The organism is Roseateles sp. GW821-FHT09G03, from assembly GCF_059416045.1.
Map to the genome: position 1 here is coordinate 577,569 of NZ_JBWKOK010000003.1, position 26,160 is coordinate 603,728.

General features: G+C 68.2%; 31 protein-coding genes. 15 read left to right on the forward strand and 16 right to left on the reverse strand.

Annotated elements, in window-relative coordinates; translation table 11 throughout:
- Positions 1-94: 94 nt before the first annotated feature.
- Entirely contained in the window at positions 95-958 is an 864-nt protein-coding gene (locus AC07OZ_RS14775; protein WP_495467848.1) for a curli production assembly/transport component CsgG, read from the reverse strand.
- A 198-nt stretch (positions 959-1,156) separates the two neighbouring features.
- On the opposite strand from AC07OZ_RS14775, the gene AC07OZ_RS14780 reads away from it, so the two are divergent.
- From AC07OZ_RS14780 to AC07OZ_RS14805, 6 genes are all read left to right on the forward strand, one after another.
- Entirely contained in the window at positions 1,157-2,419 is a 1,263-nt protein-coding gene (locus tag AC07OZ_RS14780) for an MFS transporter (protein ID WP_495467849.1), read from the forward strand.
- 29 nt (positions 2,420-2,448) lie between these two features.
- Positions 2,449-2,937, forward strand: a complete 489-nt coding sequence (locus AC07OZ_RS14785) for a GNAT family N-acetyltransferase (RefSeq protein ID WP_495467850.1) — start codon at positions 2,449-2,451, stop codon at positions 2,935-2,937.
- A gap of 509 nt (positions 2,938-3,446) precedes the next feature.
- On the forward strand, positions 3,447-3,860 hold the full coding sequence (locus AC07OZ_RS14790) for a hypothetical protein (RefSeq protein ID WP_495467851.1): 414 nt from the start codon (positions 3,447-3,449) through the stop codon (positions 3,858-3,860).
- A gap of 46 nt (positions 3,861-3,906) precedes the next feature.
- Positions 3,907-4,488: a PH domain-containing protein gene (locus tag AC07OZ_RS14795; RefSeq protein WP_495467852.1), complete on the forward strand. Its 582-nt coding sequence runs from the start codon at positions 3,907-3,909 to the stop codon at positions 4,486-4,488.
- A 27-nt stretch (positions 4,489-4,515) separates the two neighbouring features.
- Complete coding sequence (locus tag AC07OZ_RS14800; RefSeq protein ID WP_495467853.1) at positions 4,516-4,914, forward strand: hypothetical protein; 399 nt, start codon at positions 4,516-4,518, stop codon at positions 4,912-4,914.
- A gap of 23 nt (positions 4,915-4,937) precedes the next feature.
- Positions 4,938-5,525 (forward strand): hypothetical protein, encoded by a 588-nt coding sequence (locus AC07OZ_RS14805; protein WP_495467854.1) that lies wholly within the window; start codon positions 4,938-4,940, stop codon positions 5,523-5,525.
- Here AC07OZ_RS14805 and AC07OZ_RS14810 read toward each other — a convergent pair.
- The 3 genes from AC07OZ_RS14810 to AC07OZ_RS14820 all read right to left on the reverse strand — a co-directional run bounded on the left by AC07OZ_RS14810 (position 5,522) and on the right by AC07OZ_RS14820 (position 7,883).
- Positions 5,522-6,034, reverse strand: coding sequence for a DUF2867 domain-containing protein (locus tag AC07OZ_RS14810; protein WP_495467855.1), 513 nt, complete (start codon positions 6,032-6,034; stop codon positions 5,522-5,524). The genes AC07OZ_RS14805 and AC07OZ_RS14810 overlap by 4 nt on opposite strands.
- A gap of 34 nt (positions 6,035-6,068) precedes the next feature.
- Positions 6,069-6,641 carry a hypothetical protein gene (locus AC07OZ_RS14815; RefSeq protein WP_495467856.1) on the reverse strand — a complete coding sequence of 191 codons (573 nt, stop codon included), beginning with the start codon at positions 6,639-6,641 and terminating at the stop codon, positions 6,069-6,071.
- Positions 6,642-6,731: 90 nt separating this feature from the next.
- Positions 6,732-7,883 (reverse strand): carbohydrate-binding protein, encoded by a 1,152-nt coding sequence (locus tag AC07OZ_RS14820; RefSeq protein WP_495467857.1) that lies wholly within the window; start codon positions 7,881-7,883, stop codon positions 6,732-6,734.
- A 442-nt stretch (positions 7,884-8,325) separates the two neighbouring features.
- On the opposite strand from AC07OZ_RS14820, the gene AC07OZ_RS14825 reads away from it, so the two are divergent.
- From AC07OZ_RS14825 to AC07OZ_RS14835, 3 genes are all read left to right on the forward strand, one after another.
- A complete protein-coding gene (locus AC07OZ_RS14825) occupies positions 8,326-8,823 on the forward strand; it encodes a DoxX family protein (RefSeq protein ID WP_495467858.1) in 498 nt (165 codons plus the stop codon).
- Positions 8,824-8,946: 123 nt separating this feature from the next.
- A complete protein-coding gene (locus tag AC07OZ_RS14830; RefSeq protein WP_495467859.1) occupies positions 8,947-9,558 on the forward strand; it encodes a hypothetical protein in 612 nt (203 codons plus the stop codon).
- A gap of 166 nt (positions 9,559-9,724) precedes the next feature.
- Positions 9,725-10,120 carry a GFA family protein gene (locus AC07OZ_RS14835; RefSeq protein WP_495467860.1) on the forward strand — a complete coding sequence of 132 codons (396 nt, stop codon included), beginning with the start codon at positions 9,725-9,727 and terminating at the stop codon, positions 10,118-10,120.
- A 50-nt stretch (positions 10,121-10,170) separates the two neighbouring features.
- Here AC07OZ_RS14835 and AC07OZ_RS14840 read toward each other — a convergent pair whose 3' ends face one another.
- The 3 genes from AC07OZ_RS14840 to AC07OZ_RS14850 form a co-directional block, all read right to left on the reverse strand.
- A complete protein-coding gene (locus AC07OZ_RS14840) occupies positions 10,171-11,292 on the reverse strand; it encodes an ABC transporter substrate-binding protein (RefSeq protein WP_495467861.1) in 1,122 nt (373 codons plus the stop codon).
- 132 nt (positions 11,293-11,424) lie between these two features.
- Positions 11,425-11,829, reverse strand: coding sequence for a tautomerase family protein (locus AC07OZ_RS14845; protein ID WP_495467862.1), 405 nt, complete (start codon positions 11,827-11,829; stop codon positions 11,425-11,427).
- Between the two features lie 29 nt (positions 11,830-11,858).
- Positions 11,859-12,251, reverse strand: coding sequence for a DUF1090 domain-containing protein (locus tag AC07OZ_RS14850; protein ID WP_495467863.1), 393 nt, complete (start codon positions 12,249-12,251; stop codon positions 11,859-11,861).
- A gap of 96 nt (positions 12,252-12,347) precedes the next feature.
- Between AC07OZ_RS14850 and AC07OZ_RS14855 the strand changes: the two genes are divergently transcribed.
- Genes AC07OZ_RS14855 through AC07OZ_RS14865 form a run of 3 tightly spaced genes read left to right on the forward strand, consistent with a single transcriptional unit; the run spans position 12,348 to position 14,582 of the window.
- Entirely contained in the window at positions 12,348-13,577 is a 1,230-nt protein-coding gene (locus tag AC07OZ_RS14855; RefSeq protein WP_495467864.1) for a serine hydrolase domain-containing protein, read from the forward strand.
- A 12-nt stretch (positions 13,578-13,589) separates the two neighbouring features.
- Positions 13,590-14,048: a hypothetical protein gene (locus AC07OZ_RS14860; RefSeq protein ID WP_495467865.1), complete on the forward strand. Its 459-nt coding sequence runs from the start codon at positions 13,590-13,592 to the stop codon at positions 14,046-14,048.
- Positions 14,049-14,105: 57 nt separating this feature from the next.
- Positions 14,106-14,582: a hypothetical protein gene (locus AC07OZ_RS14865; RefSeq protein WP_495467866.1), complete on the forward strand. Its 477-nt coding sequence runs from the start codon at positions 14,106-14,108 to the stop codon at positions 14,580-14,582.
- A gap of 121 nt (positions 14,583-14,703) precedes the next feature.
- Here the strand turns inward: AC07OZ_RS14865 and AC07OZ_RS14870 are convergent, their stop codons facing one another.
- Complete coding sequence (locus AC07OZ_RS14870) at positions 14,704-15,243, reverse strand: MarR family winged helix-turn-helix transcriptional regulator (RefSeq protein ID WP_495467867.1); 540 nt, start codon at positions 15,241-15,243, stop codon at positions 14,704-14,706.
- 112 nt (positions 15,244-15,355) lie between these two features.
- On the opposite strand from AC07OZ_RS14870, the gene AC07OZ_RS14875 reads away from it, so the two are divergent.
- On the forward strand, positions 15,356-16,162 hold the full coding sequence (locus tag AC07OZ_RS14875) for an SDR family NAD(P)-dependent oxidoreductase (protein WP_495467868.1): 807 nt from the start codon (positions 15,356-15,358) through the stop codon (positions 16,160-16,162).
- A gap of 12 nt (positions 16,163-16,174) precedes the next feature.
- Here AC07OZ_RS14875 and AC07OZ_RS14880 read toward each other — a convergent pair whose 3' ends face one another.
- The 8 genes from AC07OZ_RS14880 to hemP form a co-directional block, all read right to left on the reverse strand.
- Positions 16,175-17,659, reverse strand: coding sequence for a DUF2325 domain-containing protein (locus AC07OZ_RS14880; protein WP_495467869.1), 1,485 nt, complete (start codon positions 17,657-17,659; stop codon positions 16,175-16,177).
- Between the two features lie 12 nt (positions 17,660-17,671).
- Positions 17,672-18,445, reverse strand: coding sequence for an energy transducer TonB (locus tag AC07OZ_RS14885; protein WP_495467870.1), 774 nt, complete (start codon positions 18,443-18,445; stop codon positions 17,672-17,674).
- Positions 18,442-19,230 (reverse strand): ATP-binding cassette domain-containing protein, encoded by a 789-nt coding sequence (locus tag AC07OZ_RS14890; protein ID WP_495467871.1) that lies wholly within the window; start codon positions 19,228-19,230, stop codon positions 18,442-18,444. Before AC07OZ_RS14890 ends, AC07OZ_RS14885 begins: the two co-directional genes overlap by 4 nt.
- Entirely contained in the window at positions 19,230-20,303 is a 1,074-nt protein-coding gene (locus tag AC07OZ_RS14895; protein WP_495467872.1) for a FecCD family ABC transporter permease, read from the reverse strand. Before AC07OZ_RS14895 ends, AC07OZ_RS14890 begins: the two co-directional genes overlap by 1 nt.
- 82 nt (positions 20,304-20,385) lie before the next feature.
- Positions 20,386-21,273: a heme/hemin ABC transporter substrate-binding protein gene (locus AC07OZ_RS14900; RefSeq protein ID WP_495467873.1), complete on the reverse strand. Its 888-nt coding sequence runs from the start codon at positions 21,271-21,273 to the stop codon at positions 20,386-20,388.
- A complete protein-coding gene (locus AC07OZ_RS14905) occupies positions 21,267-22,364 on the reverse strand; it encodes a hemin-degrading factor (protein WP_495467874.1) in 1,098 nt (365 codons plus the stop codon). The genes AC07OZ_RS14900 and AC07OZ_RS14905 overlap by 7 nt, the downstream gene beginning before the upstream one ends.
- Positions 22,365-22,380: 16 nt before the next feature.
- Entirely contained in the window at positions 22,381-24,582 is a 2,202-nt protein-coding gene (locus AC07OZ_RS14910; RefSeq protein WP_495467875.1) for a TonB-dependent hemoglobin/transferrin/lactoferrin family receptor, read from the reverse strand.
- Positions 24,583-24,756: 174 nt separating this feature from the next.
- The gene (gene hemP, locus AC07OZ_RS14915) at positions 24,757-24,981 is read right to left on the reverse strand and encodes a hemin uptake protein HemP (protein WP_067277199.1); all 225 of its coding nucleotides are present in this window, start codon (positions 24,979-24,981) and stop codon (positions 24,757-24,759) included.
- Between the two features lie 233 nt (positions 24,982-25,214).
- On the opposite strand from hemP, the gene bfr reads away from it, so the two are divergent.
- Both bfr and AC07OZ_RS14925 read left to right on the forward strand, forming a co-directional pair.
- Positions 25,215-25,691: a bacterioferritin gene (bfr, locus tag AC07OZ_RS14920; protein ID WP_067277196.1), complete on the forward strand. Its 477-nt coding sequence runs from the start codon at positions 25,215-25,217 to the stop codon at positions 25,689-25,691.
- Between the two features lie 220 nt (positions 25,692-25,911).
- On the forward strand, positions 25,912-26,148 hold the full coding sequence (locus tag AC07OZ_RS14925; RefSeq protein ID WP_431048474.1) for a (2Fe-2S)-binding protein: 237 nt from the start codon (positions 25,912-25,914) through the stop codon (positions 26,146-26,148).
- Positions 26,149-26,160 lie beyond the last annotated feature (12 nt).

Sequence of the window (26,160 nt, forward strand, 5' to 3'; positions counted from 1 at the left end):
CTTCTTACTCCCTCTCCCGCTTGCGGGAGAGGGCAGGGGTGAGGGCCAGCGGCGGTGGCAGTGCTGAAGCCTTTTCGCTCTGGCAGCGAGCAGCTCAAGCGCCCGCAGCGGCCTTCTTCGTGTCCCCGGCCTTCTTCATCGGCACCGGATCCGGCAGGTCCTTCGCCTGCAGCATGCGGGCCTGGACGACGAGCTGGTTGTGCGCGTCGAGGAACGCCGCGGCGATGACCTTGCCTTCATTGCTGTTGGCCCAGCCCGCGCCCGCGGCGCCGCCGAGCTTGCCCAGCACCAGTCCGCCCATGCCGAGGTCGGTGACCCGCACCGACCCGGTCGCAGCCGCGACCTGCTCGGTCGTCTCGTTGTCGGTCAACAGCAGCGCGACCTGCGCTTCCTTGAGCTTGATGTGCTCGGCCGCCCCCACGAACTTGTTGAGCACCGGGATCATCCCGAGGATGCCGCCGACCTGTCGGCCTGCGTCCTGCTCGCTGAAGGTCAGGCTCGGGATCAGCGTGTACTGGGCTTCATAGCCCTTGCCCTTCTGCACGGTGCTGCCTTCCTTGCGAAGGATGCCGGCGTCCTTGAGCTCCTGCTCCTTGATCGTGGCCTTCAGGCCCGAGTTGCGATCGACGACGCGGAAGCAGCCGCTCTGCTGCGCGAGCAGTCGCACCAGCGGCAGCGGCGAATTCGGCAGGCCGTTGGGCGCGCTGATCGTGTAGCCGTTGGGGTTCTCCATCAGCGACAGCGTCGCGACCGGCGCATCGCACTTCATCAGCTCGCGGTTGGCCTTGCTGGCGCCGGCCGGACCGGCGGAGCCGGTGATCTCCGAGCTGCCGTCGCCCAGCGTCGCGCCCTGCTTGCCGCAGCCGGCGACCGCCGCCACGGCAAGGCAAGCGGCGATCACACCCCCCACGCGGGGCAGGGAAGGGCCGGTGGAGGCGAAGGAACGCGCGAATGCCATGGGGATCTCCTGAACGCAACGGCTGCTGGAACGGCCCGGACCTTATCCCAATTGCGGGCGAACCCGGCCCCCACTGATGGGTGGCTGCGTCGCGGAATGTCGCGTCGTGACGGCAGCTTTACGGGCGGTTACCAGGGGGAGGCGAGAATCCGCCCCTTCGGTCCCCCGCGACCGCACAAGATCCCCGAGGCTCTCCTCATGAACGACAAGTCCCCGAGCCGCGCCGTCGCGTGGCTGGTGTGCGCCCTGATCGCCGCCGCGCTGTACGGCAACTACTACGTCTACGACTCCATCGGCCCCGTCGCCGATGCGCTGCAGAGCCAGCGCGGTTTCAGCGACCAGCAGATCGGCCTGCTCAACGCGATCTACAGCCTGCCCAACGTCGTGCTGATCCTCGTCGGCGGCGTGCTCGTCGACCGCTTCGGCGCCGCGCGCATGACGCTCTGGACCGCGGCGGTCTGTTTCCTCGGCGCGCTGCTCACCGCGCTGAGTCCCAACTTCGCCGGCATGGCCGCGGGACGGCTGCTGTTCGGCATCGGCGCGGAGACCTTCGGGATCGCCACGCTGGCGGCGCTCGCCCAGTACTTCGTCGGCGGCAACGTCGCGTTCTCGATGGGGCTGGCGCTGTCCATCGGCCGGCTGGGCTCGTTCTCCTCCGACATGTCACCGACCTGGTTCCCCCATGCCTACGCGCAGGGCTGGCAGCCGCCGCTGATGATCGCCGCCGCGATGGCAGCGGCCTCGTTCGCCGCGGCGCTGGCCTACTGGACGATGGACCGCCGCATCGCCGCCTCCGCCAAGGGCGAGATCGAGAAGCAGGCGCAGCCCTTCGTGTGGCGCGACCTGCTGCACTTCGGCAAGGCCTACTGGTACCTGCTGACGCTGTGCGTGCTCTGGTACTCGGTGATCCTCGCGTTCCGCAGCACCTTCTCGATCAAGTACTTCCAGCACGCGCACGGCCTGGACCTGGCCTCGGCGGGCGCGATGAACAGCTACGTTTTCCTGGCGGCCGTCTTCGCGACGCCGGCCTTCGGCTGGCTGTGCGACCGCTTCGGCCGCTATGCGCCGTTCCTCGCTTTCGGTGCGGTGCTCCTGCCCATCGCGATGGCGACGATGGCGTTCACCTCGGCCAGCCTGTGGATCTCGACCGCGCTGATCGGCGTGAGCTTCTCGCTGGTGCCCGCGGTGATGTGGCCGCTGGCCAGCAAGCTGGTCGCGCCCGCGCGCTTCGGCACGGCCATCGGCTTGATGTGGGTCGCGCAGAACGCCGGCATCGCCGGGGCCAATCTCGTCGCCGGCTGGCTCAACGACCGCGCCGGCGCAAGCGCGCAGAACCCCGCCGGCTACGAGTCGATGATGCTGTTCTTCGGACTCGCCAGCGTCGGCGGCGCGGTGTTCGCGGTGATCCTGTGGCTCACCGCCGGCAGGCGGGATCAGGAGAAGGCGGCGCCGGCCCTCTGATCCAACCCACCCTCACAGGGACGGACACCATGACCGTGGAACTTCGGCCGGCGATCGATGGGGACGCGCTTGACGTGGCGAACGTCCTGATGGCTTCGCGCGAGGCCCACCTGCCGTACGCGCCGATGGCCCATCCGGCGCCGGAGGTCCGGGTCTGGGTGCGCGAGGTGCTGCTGCCCGCGGGCAACGTGACGGTGGCTTGCGAGGGCGAGCGGATCGTCGGCGTGCTCTCGACGTCGCAAGAGGCCGACGCGGCGTGGATCGAGCAGCTCTACGTGCTGCCGGGATGGACCGGACGGGGCATCGGCGAGCGGTTGCTCGCGCATGCGCTGGCGGCGCTGCGTCGACCCGTCCGGCTGTACACCTTCCAGGCCAACGAGCGTGCCCGCGCGTTCTACGAGCGCCACGGCTTCATCGCCATCGGCTTCTCGGATGGCGCGGACAACGAGGAGCGCTGTCCCGACGTGCTGTACGAGTTGACCGGCGAGCGAGCGCCGGTCTCCGGCCAAGATCGGTAGACCGCGCCGACGCTCAAGGTTCCAGCACGTACAGCGACGACATCGTCGCCAACTGTTCCGGTGTCATGGCCGCGTAGTGCGGCTGCAGCGGCAGGGACTTCGCCAGTTGCCGCGTCGGCTCGTGGACCTCGCCTCTTCGAGCGTGACGCGATAACCGGCCTTGGCGAACAGGGCGGGGTATTCGTGGTGGCGCAGGCGGTTCTCGCCCTCGCACGTCAGCTGGTTGGTTTGTGTCTGCCGGAAACAGGGCTCCCCGGGAATGCGTGGGTCTGGTTCGACCTTGATGACTTCCTCACGACATGTCCATGCGGCCGGCGTTTCGGACTGTCCGCGAACGGGGTGTGTCAATGTCATCAACCGGTGAAATCGCGCTCGTGACTAACGGCGGGCACGATGATCGCAACCTGCCCGGCCGCTTCGCGGTCAAGGCGGGGTGTGGGCGCGTGGGGGAGAACTACATGGAGCCCACTGCCCGAACACCGGTGACTACCAACGATAAGGAGTGATCGATGCGCATGCTTTTCAGGACCGTGTTGACGGCGCTGTCGTTCGTGCTGCTGCTCGGCCTAATTGGCTGTGCCTCTCAACGCGCTTACATGGCGTTTGTTTACAGGAACGGTGGCACCTTGGATATCACGTCGATGACGGCCAGTTTTCCGGATGGCATCGTCGCGAAGGACTTGGTCACACGACCAGGCTCCGAAAGTTTGGCGCGGAGATTTGTCGCTCCTCCCCCTTGGTTCGATATTTCATGGACTACAGCTGATGGCGTGCGACGGGAGAAGCGCGTGGTGCTTGAAGGTAGATATACCAATCTCAAGAAGCTGGATGGCATCTTGATTCAGATTTCTGATGACCGTATTGAAGTATTTGAGACCAACATTGGCCAAAGCGTCTGGTCCGGTGGTCGGCAGATCTATTAAGAATTCCGCATCGGCGGACCGTTCAGCGACCTGAAGAAAGGTCAGCATGACGCACCCCACACACGCCAAACCCAAGGAATTGCAGAGAGCCCTGAAGCGGCTGATCTGCACTTGCTTGCTGGGAATGACCTCGGCTTTCGCGACAACGCCGTTCCGTGGAAAGGCGGACTTGCCGCCGCCCGAACCTGCGGCATCAGAACCTCGCCCGGAGGCCATCGGAACGCTGCTCAGCCAATTGCGAGAGGTCTGCGTTCGTGGATTGATCTTTGAGCCGGTGATGTTGGCGGATTATTTGCCGTTCTCCCTGAGCTGCGATGACGGCTTGTTGGTGCAACGCCAAGACAAGGCGCCTCCTCCGCTGGGAATGTATGCGTTCTACGCAAGGAACTTCTGGCAGGCGACGCCCACGCTCACGATGCGCTGGCAGTCGGTGGCTCCGCTGAGGATTGTCGCGCGCGATTTTCGCGATGCCTTCGGAAAGCCCGACAACATTGATGAAGTCCAGTCGCGAATCGCGGGCGGACGAGTCGAGATCTATGAGTCCTTTTGCAAAGCGAACAGCCAGTTGCTGGTCACCTATAGTGGCGGCAGCAATTTCGTCAATGCAATCGAGATCGTCAGCCGCTGACCCACGCTCATGAGATGGACCCTCTGCTTGCTTCTGTCCGTCATCTGCCTCTCGGCACACGCCTTGAGTTCGGCGCCGCCCAAGGAGCCTTGGGGTGTTGGCGTCACTTTTGAAGATGGATCTGCCGAACTCTCGGAGCAGCTTCAACAGGAGCTTCGGGCGGCGATCAAGGAGATTCCGCAGCGTTGCAACTACAAGCCCCCCGTGCCGGGTTACGCGACGATCGAGTACCGCATTGCGCCGGGTTCAATGCCGCGAGACGACTATCAACTCATCGGCAACCGGGTGCAGGAGCTTCGAAAGTTCCTCATCGGATTTCGGCCAATGAGGGTCGTCGTGTCCATCGAGGCATTGGAGCCGCCCCACGTGCTCTCGTTGGATGGTGTGGCGGACCATCGCGTCGGCGTTCGGTTCAACTGTATCTAGCCGCGGAAGCAGCCGGAAAGAGGATGCGTCCCATCAAGACATTGATCCTGTCTGTCACGCTGCTGCTGGCGGCGTGCCAGCAAATGCCAACGGGGGAAGCGTCGACGGACGCCGGTGCATCGCGCCGTTATCTCGCGACCGCGTCGCCGACCGAGGAGGCGATGCGCGATCTCCTCGCACGGCTGAGGAGTGCCTTGCAGAAAGATCTGCTGCGCCAGCCGGCATCGTTGGAGGAGCACTTCGGATTCAAGGTGCAGAACGCGGTGGAACTAGGCATGCGCACGGACAAGGCGGTGGCGTTGCCGGATCCGCCGATCTACCTGCGAGCCACCTTCGACGCGAAGAACGATCGCGGGCCGGTGCTGACGATCCCCTGGTACGGCGGGGGAGGGGCATCGATCGGTCACGCCGAGATCGCCGGAACGCTCGGCGCTCCGGCCAGGACGGTCCGGGGCCAATCCTTCCATTCAGTCCCGCTTCCGTTCACGGATGTGTACGTGGTCGGAGACCCGACACGTCTGATCGAGGTCAGGTACACACCGCAGGGGGTGGTGGAGGAACTGCGCATCAGGCAGATCGCAGCCTCCTCGGCGACCTCCGAGGGCCGCTAGCCGAAGCGACGCGCCGCAGCCTTCAGATGCGAGCGCACGACCAGTACGTGTCCCGGCAGGATCAGCGCGAGGTAGAACCGACCGAGCCGGTTGTGACAGTTCACCACCGTCGTCGCCACGGCTTCGCGCCGCGTCGATCCCTCGACGCGGCGGACCAGGATCGACAGCTTGAAGTCGAGGTGCTGGTCCTGCTCGCCGAAGATTGCTTCCTCGCGCGTGGCGGAGAGCACGCGGAAGATGTCGACGTGCTCGACGCCGATGTCATCGAGGTGGTGGCGCATCGCCGCGGAGGTCTTCAGCCCGAAGGGCTTCACTGCGGCGTCGCGGATCGCGAGCAGCGCGCGGAACCACCACGGCGGATCGGCCAGCGTCGCGCGGGCCAATGTCATCGCGTCGTCGGGCGCGTCGTCCGCCAGCGTGACGGCGAAGGCGTCGGCGAGATTCGCGCCGGCGTAGGTCGATGCGAGCTGACTCTCGCGCGGCGGCGTGACGCGGCGGACGATGGACATCGGGAAGCGACCGGGCCGTGGAGGAGCGGCGATCTTAGCGAGCCGCGGACGAGGCGGCCTCGGCGGGCGAGGCATCGCGCAGCGCGCGAGTCCCTGCCCAGGATGCCTGCACCTGCAGCAGGAGGTCCTGTTTCACCTCCACGCGATTCCAGAACTCCTCGGGGGTGCAGGGCGTGACGTGCTCGCCGCTGTCTCGATGTTCGAGGCGCACCTTCAGTTCACAGCCTGGGAACAACTTCCAGCGCGCGTCGGTCTTGCTGAGCACCACGAAGGGTTGCGTCTCAGGCCGACCGGCGGTCTCGTTGATGAGGTGGCCTGCACCGAACGCCACAGTGAAGAGCGCAATCCCATAGGCCAGGGGCGGGCCCGCAAGCACAAGAAGCACGATCTGCCCGAAGCGCAGGGGCGGACGATCCGCCTTGCGGGGCATCGTGATGACGAGCAGCAGGGCGAGCGGCGCGGCGACGTAGGCCGCCTTTCCCACCATCTCGCTGGACGGAGCGAATCCGGTGCTCGCGCCGTAAAGGGCGAGAAGCAAGGGCGTGGCCCAGACCAGCGACAGGAGTTCAAGACGCCAGCGAGGCAAGAGCGAGGACCAACGGGACATGAGGGGGACAGAAATGAAAAGGCTCCGGAGCCGGCCGATTGGACCAGCCCCGGAGCCTCGCGTCATTCGCCCCAAGAGGGGATCAGAGGATCACGACTTCGTGATCTTCACCGAGCGCAGGTTCCACCCCGGACCGTTGGCCTTCACCGCGATCTGCTGCTGGCCGGCCGGCAGCGTGACGCGGTGCGAGACCGTCGTCCAGTTCTGCCATCCGCCCGTCGAGGGCACGCCCACCGCGCCGTACACCGGCGTGCCGCCGGCCATCTCCAGCTGCAGGCTGCCGCCGCCGTTCAGGCTGGCGACGCGGTACTCGACCGTGTAGGTGCCGCCCTGCGGCAGGTTGAGGTTCCACACTGCCCAGTCGCCGGTGTCGATCCAGCCGAGGTTCTGGCCGCCTTCGCTCGAAGCCTCGAGCTGCATGCCCGATTGCAGCGCGAAGTTGGCCGCCTGCAGCGTCGTCGAGAACGCCGGCGTGCCAGCGTCCTTCTTGTAGACGCGCACGTAGTCCACGTACATCTTCGCGGGCAGCTTGCTCTCGTCGATGTTCCACTGCGGCCAGTTGCCGCCCACCGCCAGGTTCAGCAGCAGGAAGAAGTCGCGATGGAATTCCTCGGTGCTGTTGACGCTGTTGGTGATGTCGGCGACGTGGAACTCGCGGCCGTCGACGAACCAGCGGATGAAGCGCTCGTCCCATTCGACCGCATACACGTGATAGTCCGCGACGTTGGTGCCCGTGTGGCCGCCGTAGGAGGCGTGGCCGCCGTCCGGCCCCTGCCAGTGGATGGTGCCGTGGATGTCGGCGTCGGCATTCACGTGTTCCATGATGTCGATCTCGCCCGACGCGGGCCAGCCCACCGACGTGATGTTGCTGCCCAGCATCCAGAACGCGGGCCACATGCCGGAGCTCGACGGCGCCTTGATGCGCGCCTCGATGCGGCCGTACTTGAAGGTGGCCATGCCTTGCGTCGTCATGCGCGCGGAGGTGTAGCGCATGCCGCCGAAGTCCTCGCGCTTCGCGGTGATGACGAGTTGGCCGTTCTCGATGGTGACGTTCTCGCGCCGGTAGTACTGCAGCTCGTTGTTGCCCCAGCCGCCCGAACCGGTGCCGGTCTCGAACCGCCATTGCGGGCCGATGCCGTTGGTGAATTCGTCCTGCCAGACGAGTTGCCAGTTTTGTGCCTGCGCCGCCACGCCCGTCAGGGCGAGCGCGACCGCGGCGAGCGATCGAATCCAGCGTGTCATGGGATCTCCTCGGAACCAGTGGTGGGATGGAGGAGACGCGCGCGAAGGACAGGAGCGGCGTCTCCAGGGGGCCGGCCGCAAGGACCGGTGTCGACGCCCGAGATCAAGTAAGCCCGTGGGGCCGCTGGCGCGTCGCCGATCGCTCGTCGATGCGCCGCCGCCTCTCCGGCACGACTATCTGAAAGCGCTTTCAGTATGTCTCGCGGGAAAACCCTCGGAACTTCGCTTCGTTGGTGACAAGCGGTTGTCCGATGGCAAAGGGGCTGGCGACGCGGTATCCAGGTGTTGCCCGGGTGACCGGTCTGAGACGTGGCGAGTCGGGTCGGGGCGGGACGGCGCGCATTGTTGGGCCGCGTTGAATTCACATGCTCGCGGGGACGCCTCGACCGGCGGGGCCGGGATCCGAAGAATGCGGAGGACCAGCAACTCGAGAGTCCCCGCGATGGCCACCGTTCCCCTTGAGGTCTCCCGTCGATCGACGCCGCTCCGTGGCGCGGCTGCGCGCTTCGAGCCGGTGGCCTACGCGCTGCTGCGGGTCGCCTTCGGCGCCATCCTGTTCACGCATGGGCTGCCCAAGGCGCTGGGGACCTCGCACGGGTCGATGGCGGATCCGATGGCCGGCTCGATCCGGTTGATCGATCAGGTGATGGGCCTGCCTTTCGCGCCGCAACTGGCCTTGCTCGTCATGCTGCTGGAGACCGTCGGGGCAGTGGCGCTGGCGATCGGCTTCTGCACGCGCTGGGTGGCCCTCGCGTTCACGATGGAGATGATCGGCATCTGCGTCGCGCTCGGTCCCACTTGGCCGTGGATCGACCGTGGCATCGAGTACCCGGTGCTGATGGCGGCGCTGGCGGCCTACGTCGTCGTGCGGGGCGGCGGGGCGTATGCGGTGGATGGGCGGATGCTGAATCCGTCACGCACCGGAGCCAGGAAAGGGTAGTTCGGGATCGGAGGCATGACACGGGGCGGGCATCATGCCGCCCTGCGCGCCGGCGCGGCAGCGAGCCCCAGACTCGCGCCCCGGCCCGGCGCCTTGTTCATCTGCCTTCAGGGAGGAAATCTCATGTCCCAGCAACCGACATCGGCCACGACCGCGCCGACCGACACCACGTCCGACATCTCCGCGCGTTTCGCGCCGCCGCAGGCCCGCGTCGAGGCCGTCGCGCCCGAGCCGGCACTGGGCCAGCGGATGTGGTTCACCGTCTCGCCGGTCAAGCTGCTGGTGATGTGCACCGTCACGCTGCAGCTCTACGGCATCTACTGGCTGTATCAGCAATGGAAGCTGGTGCGCGACCGGGAGAAGACGTCCATCCTGCCGGCGATGCGCGCGATCTTCGGCGTGATCTTCATCTGGTCGCTGTTCGGTCGCGTCCGCGACTCCCAGTTGGGCGCGGGCGTGAGCGCGGGCTCTGCCCTCAATGCCGGCGGCATGGCGGCGGCCTGGATCGTCTTCACGCTGATGTGGAAGATGCCCGACCCGGTCTGGTGGATCGCGATGGTCGCGCCGGCCTTCCTGATGCCGGTGCAAAGCGCGATGAACGCCGTCAACGACGCCGTCACGCCGGGCCAGCCCCGCAACGATCGCTTCAGCGCGCTGAACTGGATCGGCGTCGTGCTGGGCAGCCTGTTCATCGTGATGGCGCTGATCGGCACCCTCATGCCGGCGCACGCCTGAGCGTTCCTCCAAGCCCGTGCTGCCAGTGACGGTGCTGTGGCTGGCCGCCGGGTTCCAAGGGTGTCGAGCGCGCCGACGCGCCGTGTGAGGTGCTCCGGGGGGGGGGGCAGGTCTTGCTCGTCGAGCGCATGGCAAGATGACCGCTACTGTCCACGAGGGCTTCCCCATGACGGCACGTCTCGCCTCCTGCAGTTGCGGTCAGCTCACGGCCCGGGTCGTCGGCGAGCCGGTCCGCATCTCCATCTGCCATTGTCTGAACTGCCAGCGCAGGACGGGCGGCCCCTTCGCCGAGCAGGCGAGGTTCTGTCGTCAAGACGTGACCCCGTCGGGCACGTCGTCCAAGTACGCGCTGACCGGTGACGAAGGCACCCGCGCGATCTTCCACTTCTGCCCGACCTGCGGCGCGACGGTCTACTACGAGATGGAAGCGATGCCGGAATTCATCGCGATCCCGGTCGGCGCGTTCGCGGAGCCGGGCTTCCCGGCGCCGACCGTGTCGGTCTATGAGGACCGGAAGCACGGCTGGGTCGTCCCGCCGGCGGACGCGGAGCACTATCGCTGACGGGTGAGTCCGGCCTCACGGGCCGAGGGTCACGTCTTGCCGCGGCCCGTTCAACGCACCAGCTTGCCGCCCACGCCGAGCACGGCGAAGTCCACGTAGCGCGACGGATTCTGGCCCTTGCCGAAGGTCAGGCGATGACCGCCGACGTCAGTCTCGAAGCCACGTTCCAGGGCCTCGCTCAGGGCCGCGGGTCCGGCGGCCGGCGTGCGTTCCAGCGCCTTCACGAGCGCGCGGGCGGCGATGAAGCCCTCGAGCGAGCGGGAGGACAGGTCCGTGTCCTTGGCGTTGCCGCGCAGGCGCTGGTAGTCGCGGACGACCTCGCGGTCGAGGCGGTCGTCCGTCGGCAGCACCAGCGAGAACGCGAAGCCGCGCGCGCGGTCGGGGCCGAGCTTGGTCAGCAGCGCCTGCACGTCGATGATGGACATGCCGTACAGCGCGGCGTGGCCGCCCGCGGTCTGGTACTTGTCGGTGAACTCGATGGCGGCCGCGGTGGTCGCGGCGAGGAAGATCACGTCGGGCGACTGCTTGATCATGTCGGCCACCGCCTTGCCGACCTCGACGGTGTTGCGCGCGTAGCCCGACTGCGCGACCAGCGAGAGGCCGTAGGTCTTCGCCGAGGCCTGTGCGCCCGCGAGCGCGTCGCGGCCCAGGCCGTCGTCCTGGTAGACGACCGCGACCTTGGTGCGGCCCATCTCGCCGAGCTGCTTGAAGAGGCGGTCGACTTCCTCGCGATAGCTGGCCTTGACCGGGTACATGCCGCGCGCGGTGATGATGCTGTTGGCGCCGGAGACCGCGCCGACCATGGAGACGCGGGACTTCTCCAGCACGCCGTCCTGCTTGAGCGCTTCCAGGTTGGAGGTGCCGACGGTGCCGATCAGCGCTGTGGGCGCATCCGAGCCGATCAGTTCCTTGACCAGCCGGACGGTGTCCTCAGGCTTGTTCGCGTCGTCGCGGGTGACGAGCTTGATCTTCTGGCCGCGGACGCCACCGCGGGCGTTGACCTCGTCGATCCACAGCTTGGCGCCGGCGCGGATCGCCTTGCCGGTGACCGCTTGCGGTCCCGTGAATGGTGCGACCTGGCCGATGACGATGTCGGCATGCGCCGTCGAGGCGGCCGCGAGGCACAGGAGGGTGATCAGGCGGCGGGCGCGGCGGGCGAAGGCAAGGGTCATGGTGGGTGCGGCGACAGGCGTGCAGGACCGACCATTGTGATCAATAGGATGATGGTTGCGGTAACAGTTGGGCGACTGGGAGAACGGCGGCCGGATGCGGCGACAAGCGGCAGCCGTCGTCCGAAAGAAGGTCTAGGGAGGCGAAGCTTCGCCCGGCGTCCAGTCCGGGCTGAAGCCGCCCAGCGTGGGGTGGTACATCTCGTCACCGGTGTGCTGCGTGAATTCGACGTTGAGCCGGTCCTCGCGCAAGCCGAGGATCTCGATGCAGTGGGCGCACAGCGCCTTGGCCAGCGCCATCCGCAGCTCGGCCGGTCGGCCGTGGCGGATGTCCAGCATCATCAGTGAGACCGGCACGGGCGGGCCGTCCGGATCGGGGATGCGCCAGACGCCGCCCTCGCCGAGCTCGCGGATCGCGACGCTGATGCGTCGGATGTCCACGGACATCATCTCGGCGTAGGTGCGGCTCATGCGCTCGGCCAGGCGCTGCTTGGTGGCGGCAGGGTAGTGGTCGTTGACGTCCAGTTGCAGGTACGGCATGGGCAATCCAGGTCTCGAGCCGAATGCGGCTATTGGGGGATGGGTTTCTGCGCTTCGGCCAGGGCCTCGCGCGCGGCGTCGAGCTGCTTCTGTTCCTTCGCGATCTTCTTCGGATCGCCCTTGGCTTGCGCGGCGGCCAGATCGGCCTCGCGACGGGTCACCTTCTTCGTCGCGGCGGTGATGTCGCGTTGCCGCTCGGCTTCGAGCGAGGCGTCCGTGCAATGGCGCTTGTTGGCCGCCAACGCCGATTGCAGGCCGGAGAGCTGACGGCGATTGTTCCTGGCCTTCGCTTCGGCGATCTGGGACTCGATGCTCGCGCGCTTGGCCGCGCAGGCGGGGGAGGGGGCGTCGGCGGCATGGGCCGCCGTTGAGACCGCCGTCGAGCAGGCGATGGCGAAGAGCGACGCGACCAGTACCTTCATGACGTTCTTTCCCTTGAAGCAGTGGTCGACCCAGTCTAGACCAGCGCAGGCGACGAACGGATCGATTACATGCAGGTACGGCTCTAGCATCGGACCATGACGCAAGCACCTACCCGTCGCCAGCTCCTCGGAGCGGCATTGGCGGCGCCAGCCGCCTCCATCGCCGCAACGGCTGGCCCGAGCGGCGCGCCCCGTTCGGCCGGCACGTCGTTCTCGTTCTCGCCACGGCGCATCGAGCGGATGCTCAAGAGCGTGGTGACCGACGGCCGTGCCGCGGGCGTGTCGGCGGTGGTCTGGCAGGGCGGGGCGGAGCGCTACTTCGGCGCCTTCGGTCTGGCCGATGTGGAAGCGCGAAGGCCGATGGCCCGCGACACCCTGGCGCGCATCTGGTCGATGACCAAGCCGGTGGCGTCGGTGGCGCTCATGCGCCTGTGGGATGCGGGACGCTTCCGGCTCGACGATCCGATCGCGCTCTACCTGCCGGAGTTCAAGTCCATGCGGGTCCATGCGGACGACGGTCGCGGAGAACGGCCGGCGGAGCGGCCCATCCTCGTCAGCGACGTGTTGCGGCACACGTCGGGGCTCACGTACGCGATGGAAGACGGCCCGGCCGATCGCGCCTTCCGCGCCGCGAATCCGCTCGAGACCTCGCGCGACCTGGCCGCGTTCAGCCGCGCGGTGGCCGCGCTGCCGCTGCGGCACGAGCCGGGCACGGCGTGGCAGTACGGGACCTCCACCGACATCGTGGCGCGGCTGGTGGAGGTGCTCGGCGACGAGCCCTTCGACGCGCACGTCCGCCGCCACATCCTGCAGCCGCTGGGCATGCGGGAGACGGACTGGACGCAGCCCGAGTCGCGGAAGGGCCGCCTGGCCGCAACGTACCGACTTCCCGACGGTGGCCCGCCTCAGCGAGAGCCGGACGTGCCCTTCACCTTCGCCAGCGGCGGCGCGGGTCTGATCGGGCCCATCGACGACTACCTGCGCTTCGCGCGCATGCTGCTGGGCGAAGGCGAGCTCGACGGCGTGCGCGTGCTGCGCCCGGCGACCGTGAAGGTCATGTTCGTCGATCACCTGGATCCGGCCATCTCGCCGCGTCATTTCCTGAAAAGTCCGGGCCTCGGGTTCGGGTTCGGAGGCTCGGTGCGCATCGCGCCGACGACAGCCGACGAGCCGGCCAGCGCGGTGGGCGAGTTCTCCTGGGGCGGCGCGGCGTCGACCCTGTTCTGGGTCGACCCGGCGAACCGGCTCGCGGTGGTGTTCTTCGCCCAGAAGGTCCCATTCGACGAGGCGCTGCATCGGGACGTGCGGCGGGCGGTGTACGGCTGAGAGAATGCCGCGATGAAATTCGATGTCGAGGTCTTCGCCGACTACTTCCAGTTCTACGTCCAGGATGGCGTCGTCGAGCCGTCCGCGCCATTGGACTGGACCGATGAAGACATCGAACACCGGGCGAAGGTGTCCGAGAACCTCGTGGTCATCTGTCCGCTGCGGAACATGGAGGTGCCGGTGACGGTGGAGGTCCACGCCAGCAATCCCATGCTCGACTGGAACGACTACGACCATGTCGTGCAGTGCGGACTTGCATTGCCTTCTGGCGTGCTCCAGATCCACGAGAGCACCGGTGGTGAAGTCCTTCGGATCGACATCGATCCTGGTCGCTATCACGTCCTGGCGATGTACGGCGGCTTGGACGCCATCGATGACCACGGGCTGGAAGGCGATGACTTCTATCGGATCGCCCTGTGGCCCGCGGCCGAGGTCGAGCCGTTGCGTGTCCTGAAGTCGTGGGCAGAGTGAACCTGCTGTCTGATTGGCCGCCACGGAATGCGCGCGTATCCAGGGCGAATCTGCCCCGTGCTCAGCCAACGTTGGCGGACTTGCGAACAAGGGCTGCAGTTGATGCTTCTTGATGTCTCCCACACGCCGCCGGAGCACGGCTGGTTGACCGTGACCTTCTCGACCTCGGATTCAATAGTCGTGGTCGATGCTTCCGATGCGGTGAACAATCCGATTCAGGACCTGGTGAGTGCGCTGGATGCGGCCTCTCTCGGTCGAGCGTCATCCGTTCATTGGTTCCTTGAACCAGGCGCATACGTCTTGGACCTCCAACCCAACGGCGAAGAAGTCGAACTCCGTCTGACGTGTCTGGACTCGCTGGAAGGGGATGACGGCGTCCGACAGATGGATATCTCCGGCCCGTGTGCTGCCATCCTCGCGCCCATTTGCCACTTGCTTCGCAGCATTGAAGCCGGGGGCTATCCGGCTTCGGATTGGCCCGAGGCGGACTTGGGTGGGCTCAGAATCGTCGAGCGTCGCTTGGGTCTCGCATAGGCGAAACAGCTTGCCATTGAGGAACTGGCTGAAGGGCAGTTGATTCCACTTGGTCAGTGTTGCCCGGAGATCCATGAGCACGCCGGCGATGCTGCCTCGGGAAGCCCTGGGCCAGTCCTTGCTAGCTCTCGCTCTCGCGATCCGCCTCGAACGCCGACATGAACTCGTCGGACGCGACGTGGTCCGCCACCGCGCGCAGGGCCGCGGCCGCCTCGACCCCTAGCACCGCCTCGAACCGCTGATTGACCTCCGACCAGCTCGCGAGCGCCGCGTGCAGACGGGCGATGCCGGCAGGCGTCAGCACGGCGCGCTTGACCCGCTTGTCGCGCTCGTCCGGCTGGAGTTCGATGAGGCCATCGCGCACCAGCGGCCGCAGCGCATGCGTCAGCGCGGAGATCTGGATGGCGAGATTCGTCGCCAGTTCCAGGAGCGTCGGTTCCACGCCCTGCTCACCGGCCTTGACCCGTTCGATCTCCGCCATCAGCCCCAGCTGCGTGGCCTTCAGGCCGAGCGGCACCAGCGCCGCGTCATAGATGCTGCCCAGGCGTCGCGCCGCCCGGCGCAAGGACGTGTTGTTGCACGCCGGCAGCACCCAGGTGGCTGGCTCCTCGGTGTCCGGCGCCTGGCTTCGCGGCGCCGCGCGGCTTCGGGTGTTCTTCATTCAGCGGGAAAAGTTGAGCACAAAACCATTGACAGACCCCAGAACCCCGAGTGTACATTTGAGCCCTCAATGAAATTCATTGAGTGCTCAACTGAATTCTCGAAAGATCCCCATGGCTTCCTCCAAGAAAACTGCCGTCGTGACCGGTGCCTCCTCGGGCATCGGCGCCGTCTACGCTGATCGCCTGGCCGCGCGCGGCTACGACCTCGTCATCGTCGCCCGTCGGGCCGATCGCCTCGCCGCGCTCTCGAAGGACCTCGCCGGCAAGCACGGCGTGACGGTCCGGACCCTGGTCGCCGACCTCGGGAAGTCCGAGGACGTCCGGAAGGTCGAAACGCTGCTGCGCACCGATGCCAGCATCGACGTGCTGGTCAACAACGCCGGCCTGGCGCGCCTCGGCTCGGTGATCGACGCGGCCGCCGACGGCACCGCGGAACAGATCGCGGTGAACATCGTTGCGCTGACCAGTCTGACGCAGGCCATCCTGCCGCTCTTCAAGCAGCGCGATGCCGGCACGATCATCAACGTGGCCTCAGTGCTGGCGCTTCACGCCTTGCCGATCAGCGCCATCTACAGCGGCACGAAGGGCTACGTGCTGAACTACACGCGCGGGATCCAGGATGAACTGGCGGCCGCGAATTCCAAGGTGCGCGTGCAGGCCGTCCTGCCGTCGGCGACTGCGACGGAGATCTGGTCGGAGCAGGTCTCCGGCGTGCCGCTGGAGGCGCTGGCGAAGGAAGTCGTCATGAGCGTCGAGGATTGCGTGGACGCCGCGCTGCGAGGTCTGGACCTGGGCGAGACGGTCACGCTGCCGTCGGTCGAGAACGGGGGCCTCTGGTCCGCGTACGACACCGCTCGCGCCGGACTGTTCGCCGCGACGCAAACGGGCAAGCCGGCGTCGCGCTACAGCGTTGCCTGACGGCCGCGCCGCTCAGCTCTCCCGAGTGGCCTGAGGCGTCTCGACGTCCTCGGCCTCGGCGCCGCTCAGCGATCCGAGCGCCCGACGCATGCCGCTCGCGCTCGGCGACTCGATGTAGACGCACTTCTTGTTGTGGCGCTTGCAGTGGTCCTTCACGCGCCAGTAGGCGTCGTGGCTGATGCAGCCGGTCTGGCAGATCACGAGGTCCGCCGCCGCCAGGCTCGCGTCGAGCTTGGAAACCGCGTCTTCCTCGCCGCCGTCGTGGTGGAGGAACCGGCCGCCGGTGCGCTCGATCAGTTGACGATAGATCGGCACCACCGCCGGCCGGCCGCCGACGCACAGCACCGAGCGCTCGTCCAGCGAGGGCAGCGCGCCGTCTGTGCCCGGTTGGGAATCGGCGTGCTGCGCCGTCCGCGTCTGCTGCTGCGCCAGTTGCCGTTCCGACTGTGCCAGCGCCTGCTGCAGTTCGTCTGCGCGGCGTTGCTCGCGCTCCGCCTGCTGGCGCGAGGTCAGCAGCGCGCGTTCCAGCTGATGGATGCGGTCCTGCTGCGTCTGCAGATGCTTGGCCTGTTCATGGCGATGGCGCAGGCCGGGGATGCTCTCCTCGAGTTGCTGCAGCTCGTCGCGTAGGCCCGCCGCCAGCGTGTCGCGTGCCAGCAGCTCGCCGCGCAGGCGCAGGCATTCGGCTTGCGAGAGTTCCAGTTCGCGAGCCCGCTCGGCGAGCAGCCGCGTGCTGCGCGACTGCGCCTGCGCCAGCTCGCGCGTCAGGATCGCGTGCTCGTCCTGCAGCTCGTCGAGCCGCTGCAGGTCCGCGCGATTCGCCGCGCCGACCTGGTGCTGCAACATGTGGATGTCGCGCAGCACCTGCTCCTGCAAGGCCGCGTCACAACGCGCATGCGTCAGCGCGCCCCACAACGCGCCGCCGACGTCGTTGCCCTGTTGCGCGGCGTTCCACCAGCGCGTCAGCGACTCCGCCGTCTTGTGCTGCGAGGACTGCCGCAGCGCGATCGAGAAGCGCTGGTCCAACTCCTTCTGCAGCATCTCGGAGACCGGCCCGCGACGCGCGCATTCGTTGATCGCGCCGCAGTGCATCTCGTAGTCGTTGACGAGCGCCTCTCCGCCGAGCATCTTTCCGAGCTTGCGGCGCAGCACCGGCATCGGCAGGCACACGCCGATCACCGGGCAGAGCGCCTGCGCTGGCAATTCCCACAGCCGGCGGCGGCGCGAGCCGCGCGGGACCGGCGTGTCGTCGGACGAGGACGATGACAAAGAGGACGGGGACAAGGGCGAAGCCTCACCGCGCGCCAGGGCTTGCGCGAGCGGCAGTCCCGCCACTGCGGCGGGCACGGTGTCGCCTTCCTGCATGAAGACGCCGCCGCCCGTCACCGCGCCCGCGGCGGAGGCCAGCAAGGGGGAATCGCCCGGCAAGCCGGAAGCGCCGGCATCGGCGCGCGCCAGCAGGCCCAGGAGCGATGTGGGGGTGGGCTTGTCGCACATGGGGTGGACTCCTTACTGCAAGGGGGACGCCTGGAGCGCGAAGCGCACCGGGTACTCGACCCAACTGACCAGGCGCTGGTCGCCGCGCCGGGCCGGGATGAAAGGACAGGCCTCGGCGACGCGACGCGCCGCCTCGTCCAGCAGGCGCCAGCCGCTACCGCCGGCCACGACGACCTCGGCCGCGTGACCGTCGGCATCGACCTTCACGCGCAGCACGACCTGACCCTGGATGCCGCGGTCGCGCAGCATCGCCGGGTAATGACGCGCGGTCTGTTGCGCACTGCAGGCCCGGTGATCGGCGGGCAACTGGGCGGGAGATTCGCTGTTCGTCGGCGTGGGGACGGCGGGAGGCGGCGTGGCCGCGGCGGTCGCGACAGCCGTCGCTACAGGCGCCATGGCGGCCGGGCGGGCCGGAGACGCGTTCTGATCAACCGCCGCGGCCGCAGGGGGATCGAACCGCAGCGGTGTCGTCGCGACGGCGGCCGGCGGCGTCGCCTCTATGTGCACAGGCGGCGGCGGGATGTCGGGCATCGGCGGGACGCTCAGGGCGGAGCGCGGCAGTTCGACAGGGATCGAGCGGGCGATCGTCGCGGCCGGCGTCGCCGCGGCAGGGACCAGGCGCGCGCTGATCTTCAGCGGCACCGGCCCGGGCGGGCGCTTGGGCGCGAAGGCGTTCACCAGCGCCAGCAGCATCGCCACGTGGATCGCGGCGGTCACGGCCCAGCCGCCCCAGCGCGGCATCCGGCCCGGCGGGCGCAGTGGCGGGTGAAGTGCGGTCGCGCTCATGCGCGCACTCCCACGGCGCCGCCGAGCATCGGCAGGATCGCGAGACCGTGCTCGTCTCGCAGCAGGCGCAATCGCGTGTCGTAGAGCTGTTCAAGCAAGGGCAGCGTCGCCGGCAGCGCGTCGCAGTCCGCCAGCAGCCGGCCCGACTTCAGCAGCCACAGCCGGTCGAAATGATTCATCGCGAGATTGAGGTCGTGCAGCACCGCGACCAGCGCATGGCCACGCTCCGCCGCGAAGTCCGACATCGCCGCCATCAGCGAGACGCTCAGTCCCGGGTCGAGCGCCGCGACCGGCTCATCGACGAGCAACAGTCCGTCGCGCGCATCCCAGGCCTGCGCGAACACGCGTGCCAATTGCACGCGGGCCTGTTCGCCGCCGGACAGCGTGTCGAATCGGCGGCCGTGCAGATGGTCGGCCTGCGCTTGCGCCAGGGCCGCGCGCACGATCGTTTCCTGGAGACCGTCGCCTTGCCGCGCGACGCGGCCCAAGGCGACGACCAGCTCGACGGGCAGTCCGAACGCGACGCCGTGCTGTTGAGGCAGCACCGCGCGGCGTTGCGCGAGCTCGGCCGGAGACCAGGCGGAGAGCGGTTGTCCGTCGAAGTGCAGCGCGCCCGAAGACGGCCGCAGCTCGCGCGCGATCAGCCGCAGCAGGGTGGACTTGCCGGCGCCGCTCGGGCCGAGGATCGCGATGCGTTCGCCCGGATCGACGCGCAGCGTCACCGGCCCGATCGTCGTGTTGCCGAGCGTCACGCGCACGTCCTGCAAGGTCAGCAGCGAGCCCATCACGCGCTCCCCATGCGGCGCACCGCGCCGCGCAGCAGGAAGAGGAACCACGGCGCGCCGATCAGCGCGCTGAACACGCCGACGGGGATCTCCGCCGGCACCGCGAGCGTCCGCGCGAAGGTGTCCGCCACGACCAGCAGCAAGGCGCCCGCGAGCATCGCGTTGGGCAGCACATGGCGCTGGTCCGCGCCGACGAGCTGCCGTGCCAGGTGGGGCGCCATCAGGCCGATGAAGCCGATGTTGCCGCACCACGCGACGGCCAGCGCCGACAGCAGCGCCACCATGGTGATGCACTGCCAGCGCAGTCGTTCGACATCGATGCCGACGTGCGCGGCCGCCGCCTCGCCAAGTGCGAGCGCATTCAGGCGCGGCGCGATCCGCAGCGCCACCGCGCCGAGCAGCAGCAGCGCGCCGCCCATCACCGCGGCCATGATCCAGTTGGCGCCGGCCAGCGAGCCGAGCGTCCAGAAATTGATCGCGCGCAGCTGTTCGTCGTTGGCGAGGAAGCTGCACAGGCCGACGATCGCGAAGGTCATCGCCTGCAAGGCCAGCCCGCACAGCAGCAACGCCGCGATCGATCCCGGCGCGAGCCAGCGCGACAGCCGGTCCAGCGAGAAACACACCGCCAGCGCGCCGCCGAACCCGACCAGCGGCAGCAGCCACAGGCGTGCTTCCGCGGGCAGCGCGGCGTGCAGGCCGGCGAAGACGGTGAGCGTGAGCGCGACGGCCGCAGCGGCGCCGCTGGTGACGCCGAGCAGGCTGGGCTCCGCCATCGGATTGCGGAAGAGCGCCTGGCTGAGGGCGCCGGAGAGGCCGAGCGCCGCGCCGACCGCGAGCGTCAGCCCGAGGCGCGGCAGCCGCAACTGCCACAGCACGTGCGCGCCGCCGGACTTGGGAGCGTCGCTCCACGGACCGTTGAGCCAATCCGCCGCCGCGATCGGCACCGCGCCGAACTGCACCGCCACAATGACCGTGAGCACCAGCGCCGCGGTCAGCAGCATGGGGCGCGACCACGCGTGCCGCACCGAGGCCGTGGCGACCGGCGAGGGTAGGGCGGATCCGATGGTGCTCATCGCGTGGTCCGTGGTGTGGTCTGTGGCTTGATTCGTCGCGCGGTGGGTCGTGGGGGCCGTCGTGCTTTCCGACGTCCGACGCTCACGCCGCCTTGCCTGCGCCTGTGCCCGAGGGCGCATGCAGAGCCTGGGCCAAGGTCGTCAGCGCCTTCGGCGTGCGAGGCCCGAAGCCGAGCAGCTCCATCGTCTCCATGACGACCACGCGCCGGTTCTGACCGGCCGGCGTCTGCGCCAGGCCCGGCAGCTTCAGCAGACCCTCGATGCCGCCGCTGGCCTCGAGGCCCTGCGTCGTCGCGAGGATCACGTCCGGCGCTGCGGCGATCGCGGCTTCCGGCGAGAGCATCTTGTAGCCCTTGGCTTCGCCGAGTGCATTGGTCGCGGCGGCGTAGCCGATCATCGCGTCGGCGGCGGTGTCGGAACCGGCGATGCGCGCCTGGTTCGCCGCGTTCGACAGCACGAAGAGCACGCGCGGCGCGCGATGGCCGGCGGCCAGCTTCGCGACCTGCGCGCGGCTCGCGGTCCATTCGGTCTGCAGCTGCTGCGACAGGGCCGCGGCCTGCTGCTGACGACCGAGCAGATCGCCGAGCGCCTTCGTCCGTTCGAGCACGCCTTCGAAGCGGTGCTCCGCGCGCAGCACGTGCAGCGGCACCTTCGCGGCCTCGAGCTGGCGCAGCACCGCGGGCGGGCCGGCTTCCTCGGTGGCGACGACCATCGTCGGCGCCAGCGAGAGCAGGCCTTCGGCGGCGAGCGTGCGCGCATACCCGACGTTGGGCAGCTTCGTCGCGGCGGAGGGATACAGCGAGGTGCTGTCGACGCCGACCAGCTCGCCTTGCGCGCCCAGCGCATAGATCAGCTCGGTCAGCGCGCCGCCGACGGCGATGACGCGCTGCTGCGCGGCCGACGCGCGGCCGCCGATGGACAGCAGCGCCGCGGCCGGCGCCAGCGACAGGACGTGACGGCGGCTCAGCACGGCACGGTCTCCGCGGGCGCGCCTTCCACGAGGCTCTCCAGCAGGTTGCGCCAGTCGCAGCGCTCGGCCTGGCCGGGCTTGCGTTCGCCGAACATCATCGCGATCGTGCGGCCCTGCGCGTCGAACAGCTCCAGCGAGCACACGAGTCCGTCCACCGTCGGCTTGCGCACCAGCCAGGCCGAGGCGATGTGATCCTCGCGCAGATGCAGGTTGAAGCCCGCATCCAGCACGTTGATCCACGGGCCCATCATCGCGACCTTGTTCACCGGACCGCTGTGGATCTGGATCATTCCGGGGTTGCCGACGAAGACCATGATGGACACGTTCTCCTGCGCGGCGCGGCTCAGCAGCTCCTGCGCGCTGGACAGCGCCAGCGGCTGCGCAAAGCGCGGCTCCGCCAGGCGCAGCGCCTGCGTGCGGCTCAGGCCGTGACGCTTGAGCAGGCCGAAGAAGTCGTGCGTGTCGCGCAGCGAGGCCCACTCGCTGCGGAAGCTCGCGACGTCGATGCGCGCGTCCGGCACTTCCGCCGGGTCCTGCCAGGCGTCGCCAGGCTCGAAGCCCGGCTGCTGGTCTTGCGCCAGGAAGCGCTCGACCAGCGCCTCGTAGGCGGCGAGGTCGCTTTCCGGCTTCACGAAGACCTTGTGGATGGCCTGGCCGGCGGCGTCGAAGAACTGCAGGCTGCGCTGCAGCGCGCCGTCGGACAGCCGCTCGGCGACGGCGAAGCCGTGGCGCCAGTGGCTGTAGAAGACGCGCAGGTCGATCGCGCCGCCCAGCACCAGGCCGACCTGACGCTGCGGTCCTTGCGCGCTGACGGCGGTGTAGACGCCGACCTTCTCGTGCACGCAGGACTCGTTGCGGGTCAGCGCCATGACCGGGCCCAGCGGCTCGAGCGCGGCGATCAGGTCCTGCCACTCGGCGCGCAGGCGGCGCGCGCGCAGCGGGGACTCGTCGTCCGCGAACGGGCCGGCGTGCGCGGCGAGCAGCTCGCCTTCGGAGATGCGCAGGTCGCTGGCGATGTCGCGGTGGCGGGCCTTGCGCTCCTGGCGCGCCGTGGCGAAGGCCTGACGCAGGGCGGTGAAGCTGGCATGCATGGGAACGGACTCCTGGTCAGAAATCGGCGCGCAGGGTCACCTGGAAGGCGCGGCCGGGGGCGGTGTAGCTGTCGATCACGGCCAGGGCCGCCGGCGTGGCGGCGCTGATGCCGGTCACGTCGCCCCAGCGCCAGTACTTCTTGTCGAAGAGGTTGGTGACGTAGGCGGAGATCGAGAACGTCTTGTCGAAGCGGTACGCGCCGCCGAGGTCGACGACGTCGTACTTCTTCGGCGTGTACTGGGTCGCCGTGCTGACGTCCGAGGGCTTCTTGCCGGAGCTGTGCAGCCAGCTGGCCTCGACGGCCCAGGGGCCGGACTCGTAGTGCGCGCCGATCTTTCCGCGCAGCGGCTGCACGCTGTCGAGCGGCGTCTCGACGCCGTTCTCGATGCTGTGGCCGCGCGACTTCGCCACCGAGGCGTTGACGTTGAAGGTCGGCGAGATGTCCCAGACGAAGCGCGCCTCGACGCCCTTGATCCGGGCCTGGCTCAGGTTGACGTACTGGAAGATCGCCGGGTCCGCGGGCGTGAAGGAGCCGCGCACCATCTCCTGCGAGATGAAGTCGCGGTAGCGGTTGTCGTAGGCGCTCAGCTGCCAGCGCAGCGTGTCGATCAGCTTGCCGCGCAGGCCCAGTTCCCAGCTGTTGGCGTGTTCCGCCTTGAGGTCGGGATTGCCGATGCTCTGGTAGCCCTGGACCGGATTGGCGAAGCCGTTGTTCACCTGGTCCGGGGTCGGCGCGCGGAAGCCCTGCGCCCAGTTCACGTACGGCTGGACGAGCGGCGTCGCGCGCCAGATCAGGCCGATCCGCGGCGTCACCGCCTGGTCCGACAGCGAGACGATCTGGCCGGCGTAGCCGTCCGGCTTCGGCGACAGCTTGTAGTGCTCGAAGCGCAGCGCGGGAATGATCGTGAAGTCGCCCGCCTCGATCTCGTCCTGCACGAAGGCGCCCGCGAGCGTGTACTTCGTGTCGGGGAAGGGCTTGCTCGGGAAGGTCTCGCCCGCCGGCGGGACCGTGCCGTCGCGCACGCCTTCGATCGTGTTGCGGCTGAGGTCGACGCCGTAGCTCAGGCGCTGGCTGGCGAGCTGCGTCTGCGCCTGCGAGCTCAGGCCGATCACGCGCTCCTTGTAGGTGCCCAGCCGCGTGCGGTCGGCGGCGGTGTTGCGGTCCTCGTAGGAGAACTGGCGCGTCTCGCTGTCTTGCACGTAGACATGGGTCGTCGTCTGCTGCAGCCAGGTCGCGTTGAGGTCTTCGTAGCGATGCTCCAGCGAGAACCGCGTGCGGTCCATCTTGTCGTGCGCGTCCAGCGCCAGCACCGCCGTCGCCGGCAGCGTGCCGGCCGCCGGCGGCGCGGTCACGGCCGTCAGCACGTCGGTGTCGATCTTGCGCTCGCGATACTCGAGCGTGCCCATCAGGCGGTGGTTCGCGTTGACGCGGTAGCCGAGCTTGGCCATCACGCTGCTGGTATCGACGTCGGTCGGATTGGGCTTGGTGCGGGTCGCGTTGGCGGCGCCGTTGTCGCCTTCGTTCTTCGTCTCGTGGCCGCGCTGGACCGATGCCTGCACGAGGCTGCTCCAGTCGCCGGCGCCGAAGGCGACCGCGGCGCTGGCGCGCTTGGAGTCGTCGACGCTCAGGGCGCCCAGGCGCGCGAAGCCGGCGAAGGTCTTGCCGTTCACCAGCAGGTCCTCGGGCGACAGCGTGCGCAGGCTCAGCGCGCCGGCCAGGCCGTCGCTGCCGTAGGACGTGGACGTCGGCCCGCGCAGGACTTCGACGCTCGCCAGGCTGTTGAGGTCGACGAAGTCGGCCCGGCCGCTGGCGAACGCGCCGAACGCAAAGCTCTGCGGCAGGCGGATGCCGTCGACCATCATCAGCACCCGGTTGCCTTCCAGGCCGCGGATGTTGATGCCTTCATTGCCCGAGCGGCCCGTGGACGCGCCCGCTGCCGTGAAGCGCGGGGTCATGGCCTTCACGTCGAGGTCGACCTCGTCGGACAGCAGGTCCTTCAGGTCGCGCGCGTCGCGACGGTCGAGCTGCTTGCGGTTCTTCACGGTGACCGTGTTGGGCACCGCGTCGACCGAGCGCTCGGTGCGGGTCGCGGAGACCGTCAGTTCACCGAGTTGCTGGGGGTTCTCGGCGGTCGAAGCGGTTGGCGAGGTCTGGGCGAAAGCCAGCGGGAAGGCCAACGACAGGGCGAGCGCGACGGGCGTCGGGCGCAGTTGCATGGTGACGAAATCCTTGTAGTTCTTGGGATCTCGCACGGGCTGGCACGACGCGGGCTGGTGCGGGCGGGCGGTCCTCGCGGACGGCCGGCGGTTCTGGGATGGAGGGAAACGGAAACGGCGACGCGGATCACGGGCGGGCGGGCCGGTCCTCGGCCGGCCGCGCCGCCCAGCGGATCACTTGGTCAGGATGAGCTTGCCCAGCGACGTCACGCGCAGCCGGTAGAGCGAGCCGGCGTGTTCGATCTCGACCTCTCGGTCGTTGCCCATCAGCGCCTGGCTGCTGATGCGGCGGCGCTGGACCAGCGGAACCGCTTCGCGCGGCGAACCTGCGGCGACCCGTGCGCTGTCCAGCGCAACGGCTTGCAGGGCTTCGAGATGGGGGTGGTGGTGGGCATTCATGCGACGCATCTTAATGAGAACGATTCGCAATAGCAACCAAGAATCGCGGCGATTGTTTTTTTCTTGATGGATCGCCTGCTGGAGTGCCTCGGGGAGGGTCCTCTCTCAGAGGGCCAGCGACGGAAACGTGCTGCGAATACTTCGCATGCAGAGCGGGGCCGCCGGGTCTTGTCCCCATTCGCCGTAGGGATGAGGACAATGCACGCCATTCCACCGAATTCCAGGAGAAGAACATGAAGGGCGACGCCAAGGTCATCGAGTACTTGAACGCGCAGCTGAAGAACGAGCTGACCGCGATCAACCAGTACTTCCTGCACTACAAGATGTACAAGAGTTGGGGCCTGGAGCGTCTGGCCAAGCACGAGTACGCCGAGTCCATCGAGGAGATGAAGCACGCCGACAAGCTGATGGATCGCATCCTGCTGCTGGAAGGCCTGCCGAACCTGCAGGACCTGGGCAAGCTCTACATCGGCGAGAACGCCGTCGAGGCCCAGCATTGCGACCTGAAGATCGAGATGGGCAGCCATCCGCTGCTGAAGGAAGCCATCGCCTACTGCGAGAGCGTGCGCGACTACATCTCCCGCGAAGTGCTCGAGGAGATCCTCGCCGACACGGAAGAGCACATCGACCATCTGGAGACCCAGATCGAGCTGATCGCGCAGATCGGCGAACAGAATTGGCTCCAAAGCCAGATGGGCGAAGCCAGCTGACTGCCAGCCCGTCCATCCCGGGGTCCCAGCCGCCGCCAGGAACCCCGAAGCCCCGCCAGCCGGGGCTTTTTTACGTCTGGATGACGTCGGGCTGCCTTCCGTGTCGTTGTTCACCGACAGTTGTCCGACGCGCCGCAGGGGCTCTGCAATCTAATTGAGAGGGATTCGCGTTTGCGCTAGTATCACGGCCATCCCAGGTTCATCCTGACTCGCCGCCGCCATGATCGTCTGCCTCTGTCATCGAGTTTCCGACCGCGACATCCGCCGCAACGTGGCCGACGGCGTTCACAACTTCGACGTGCTCCAGGACGAGACCCAGGTGGCCTCCGCCTGCGGCAGCTGCCACGACTGCGCGCGCGACGTCTTCAATGAGGCGCTGCGCCACTGCGCGGCCGCACACGGCGTGACCTGCGCCACCTCTTCGCGCGTCATTCCGATCGCCCAACTGGCCGCCTGATTCCCCCAGCCG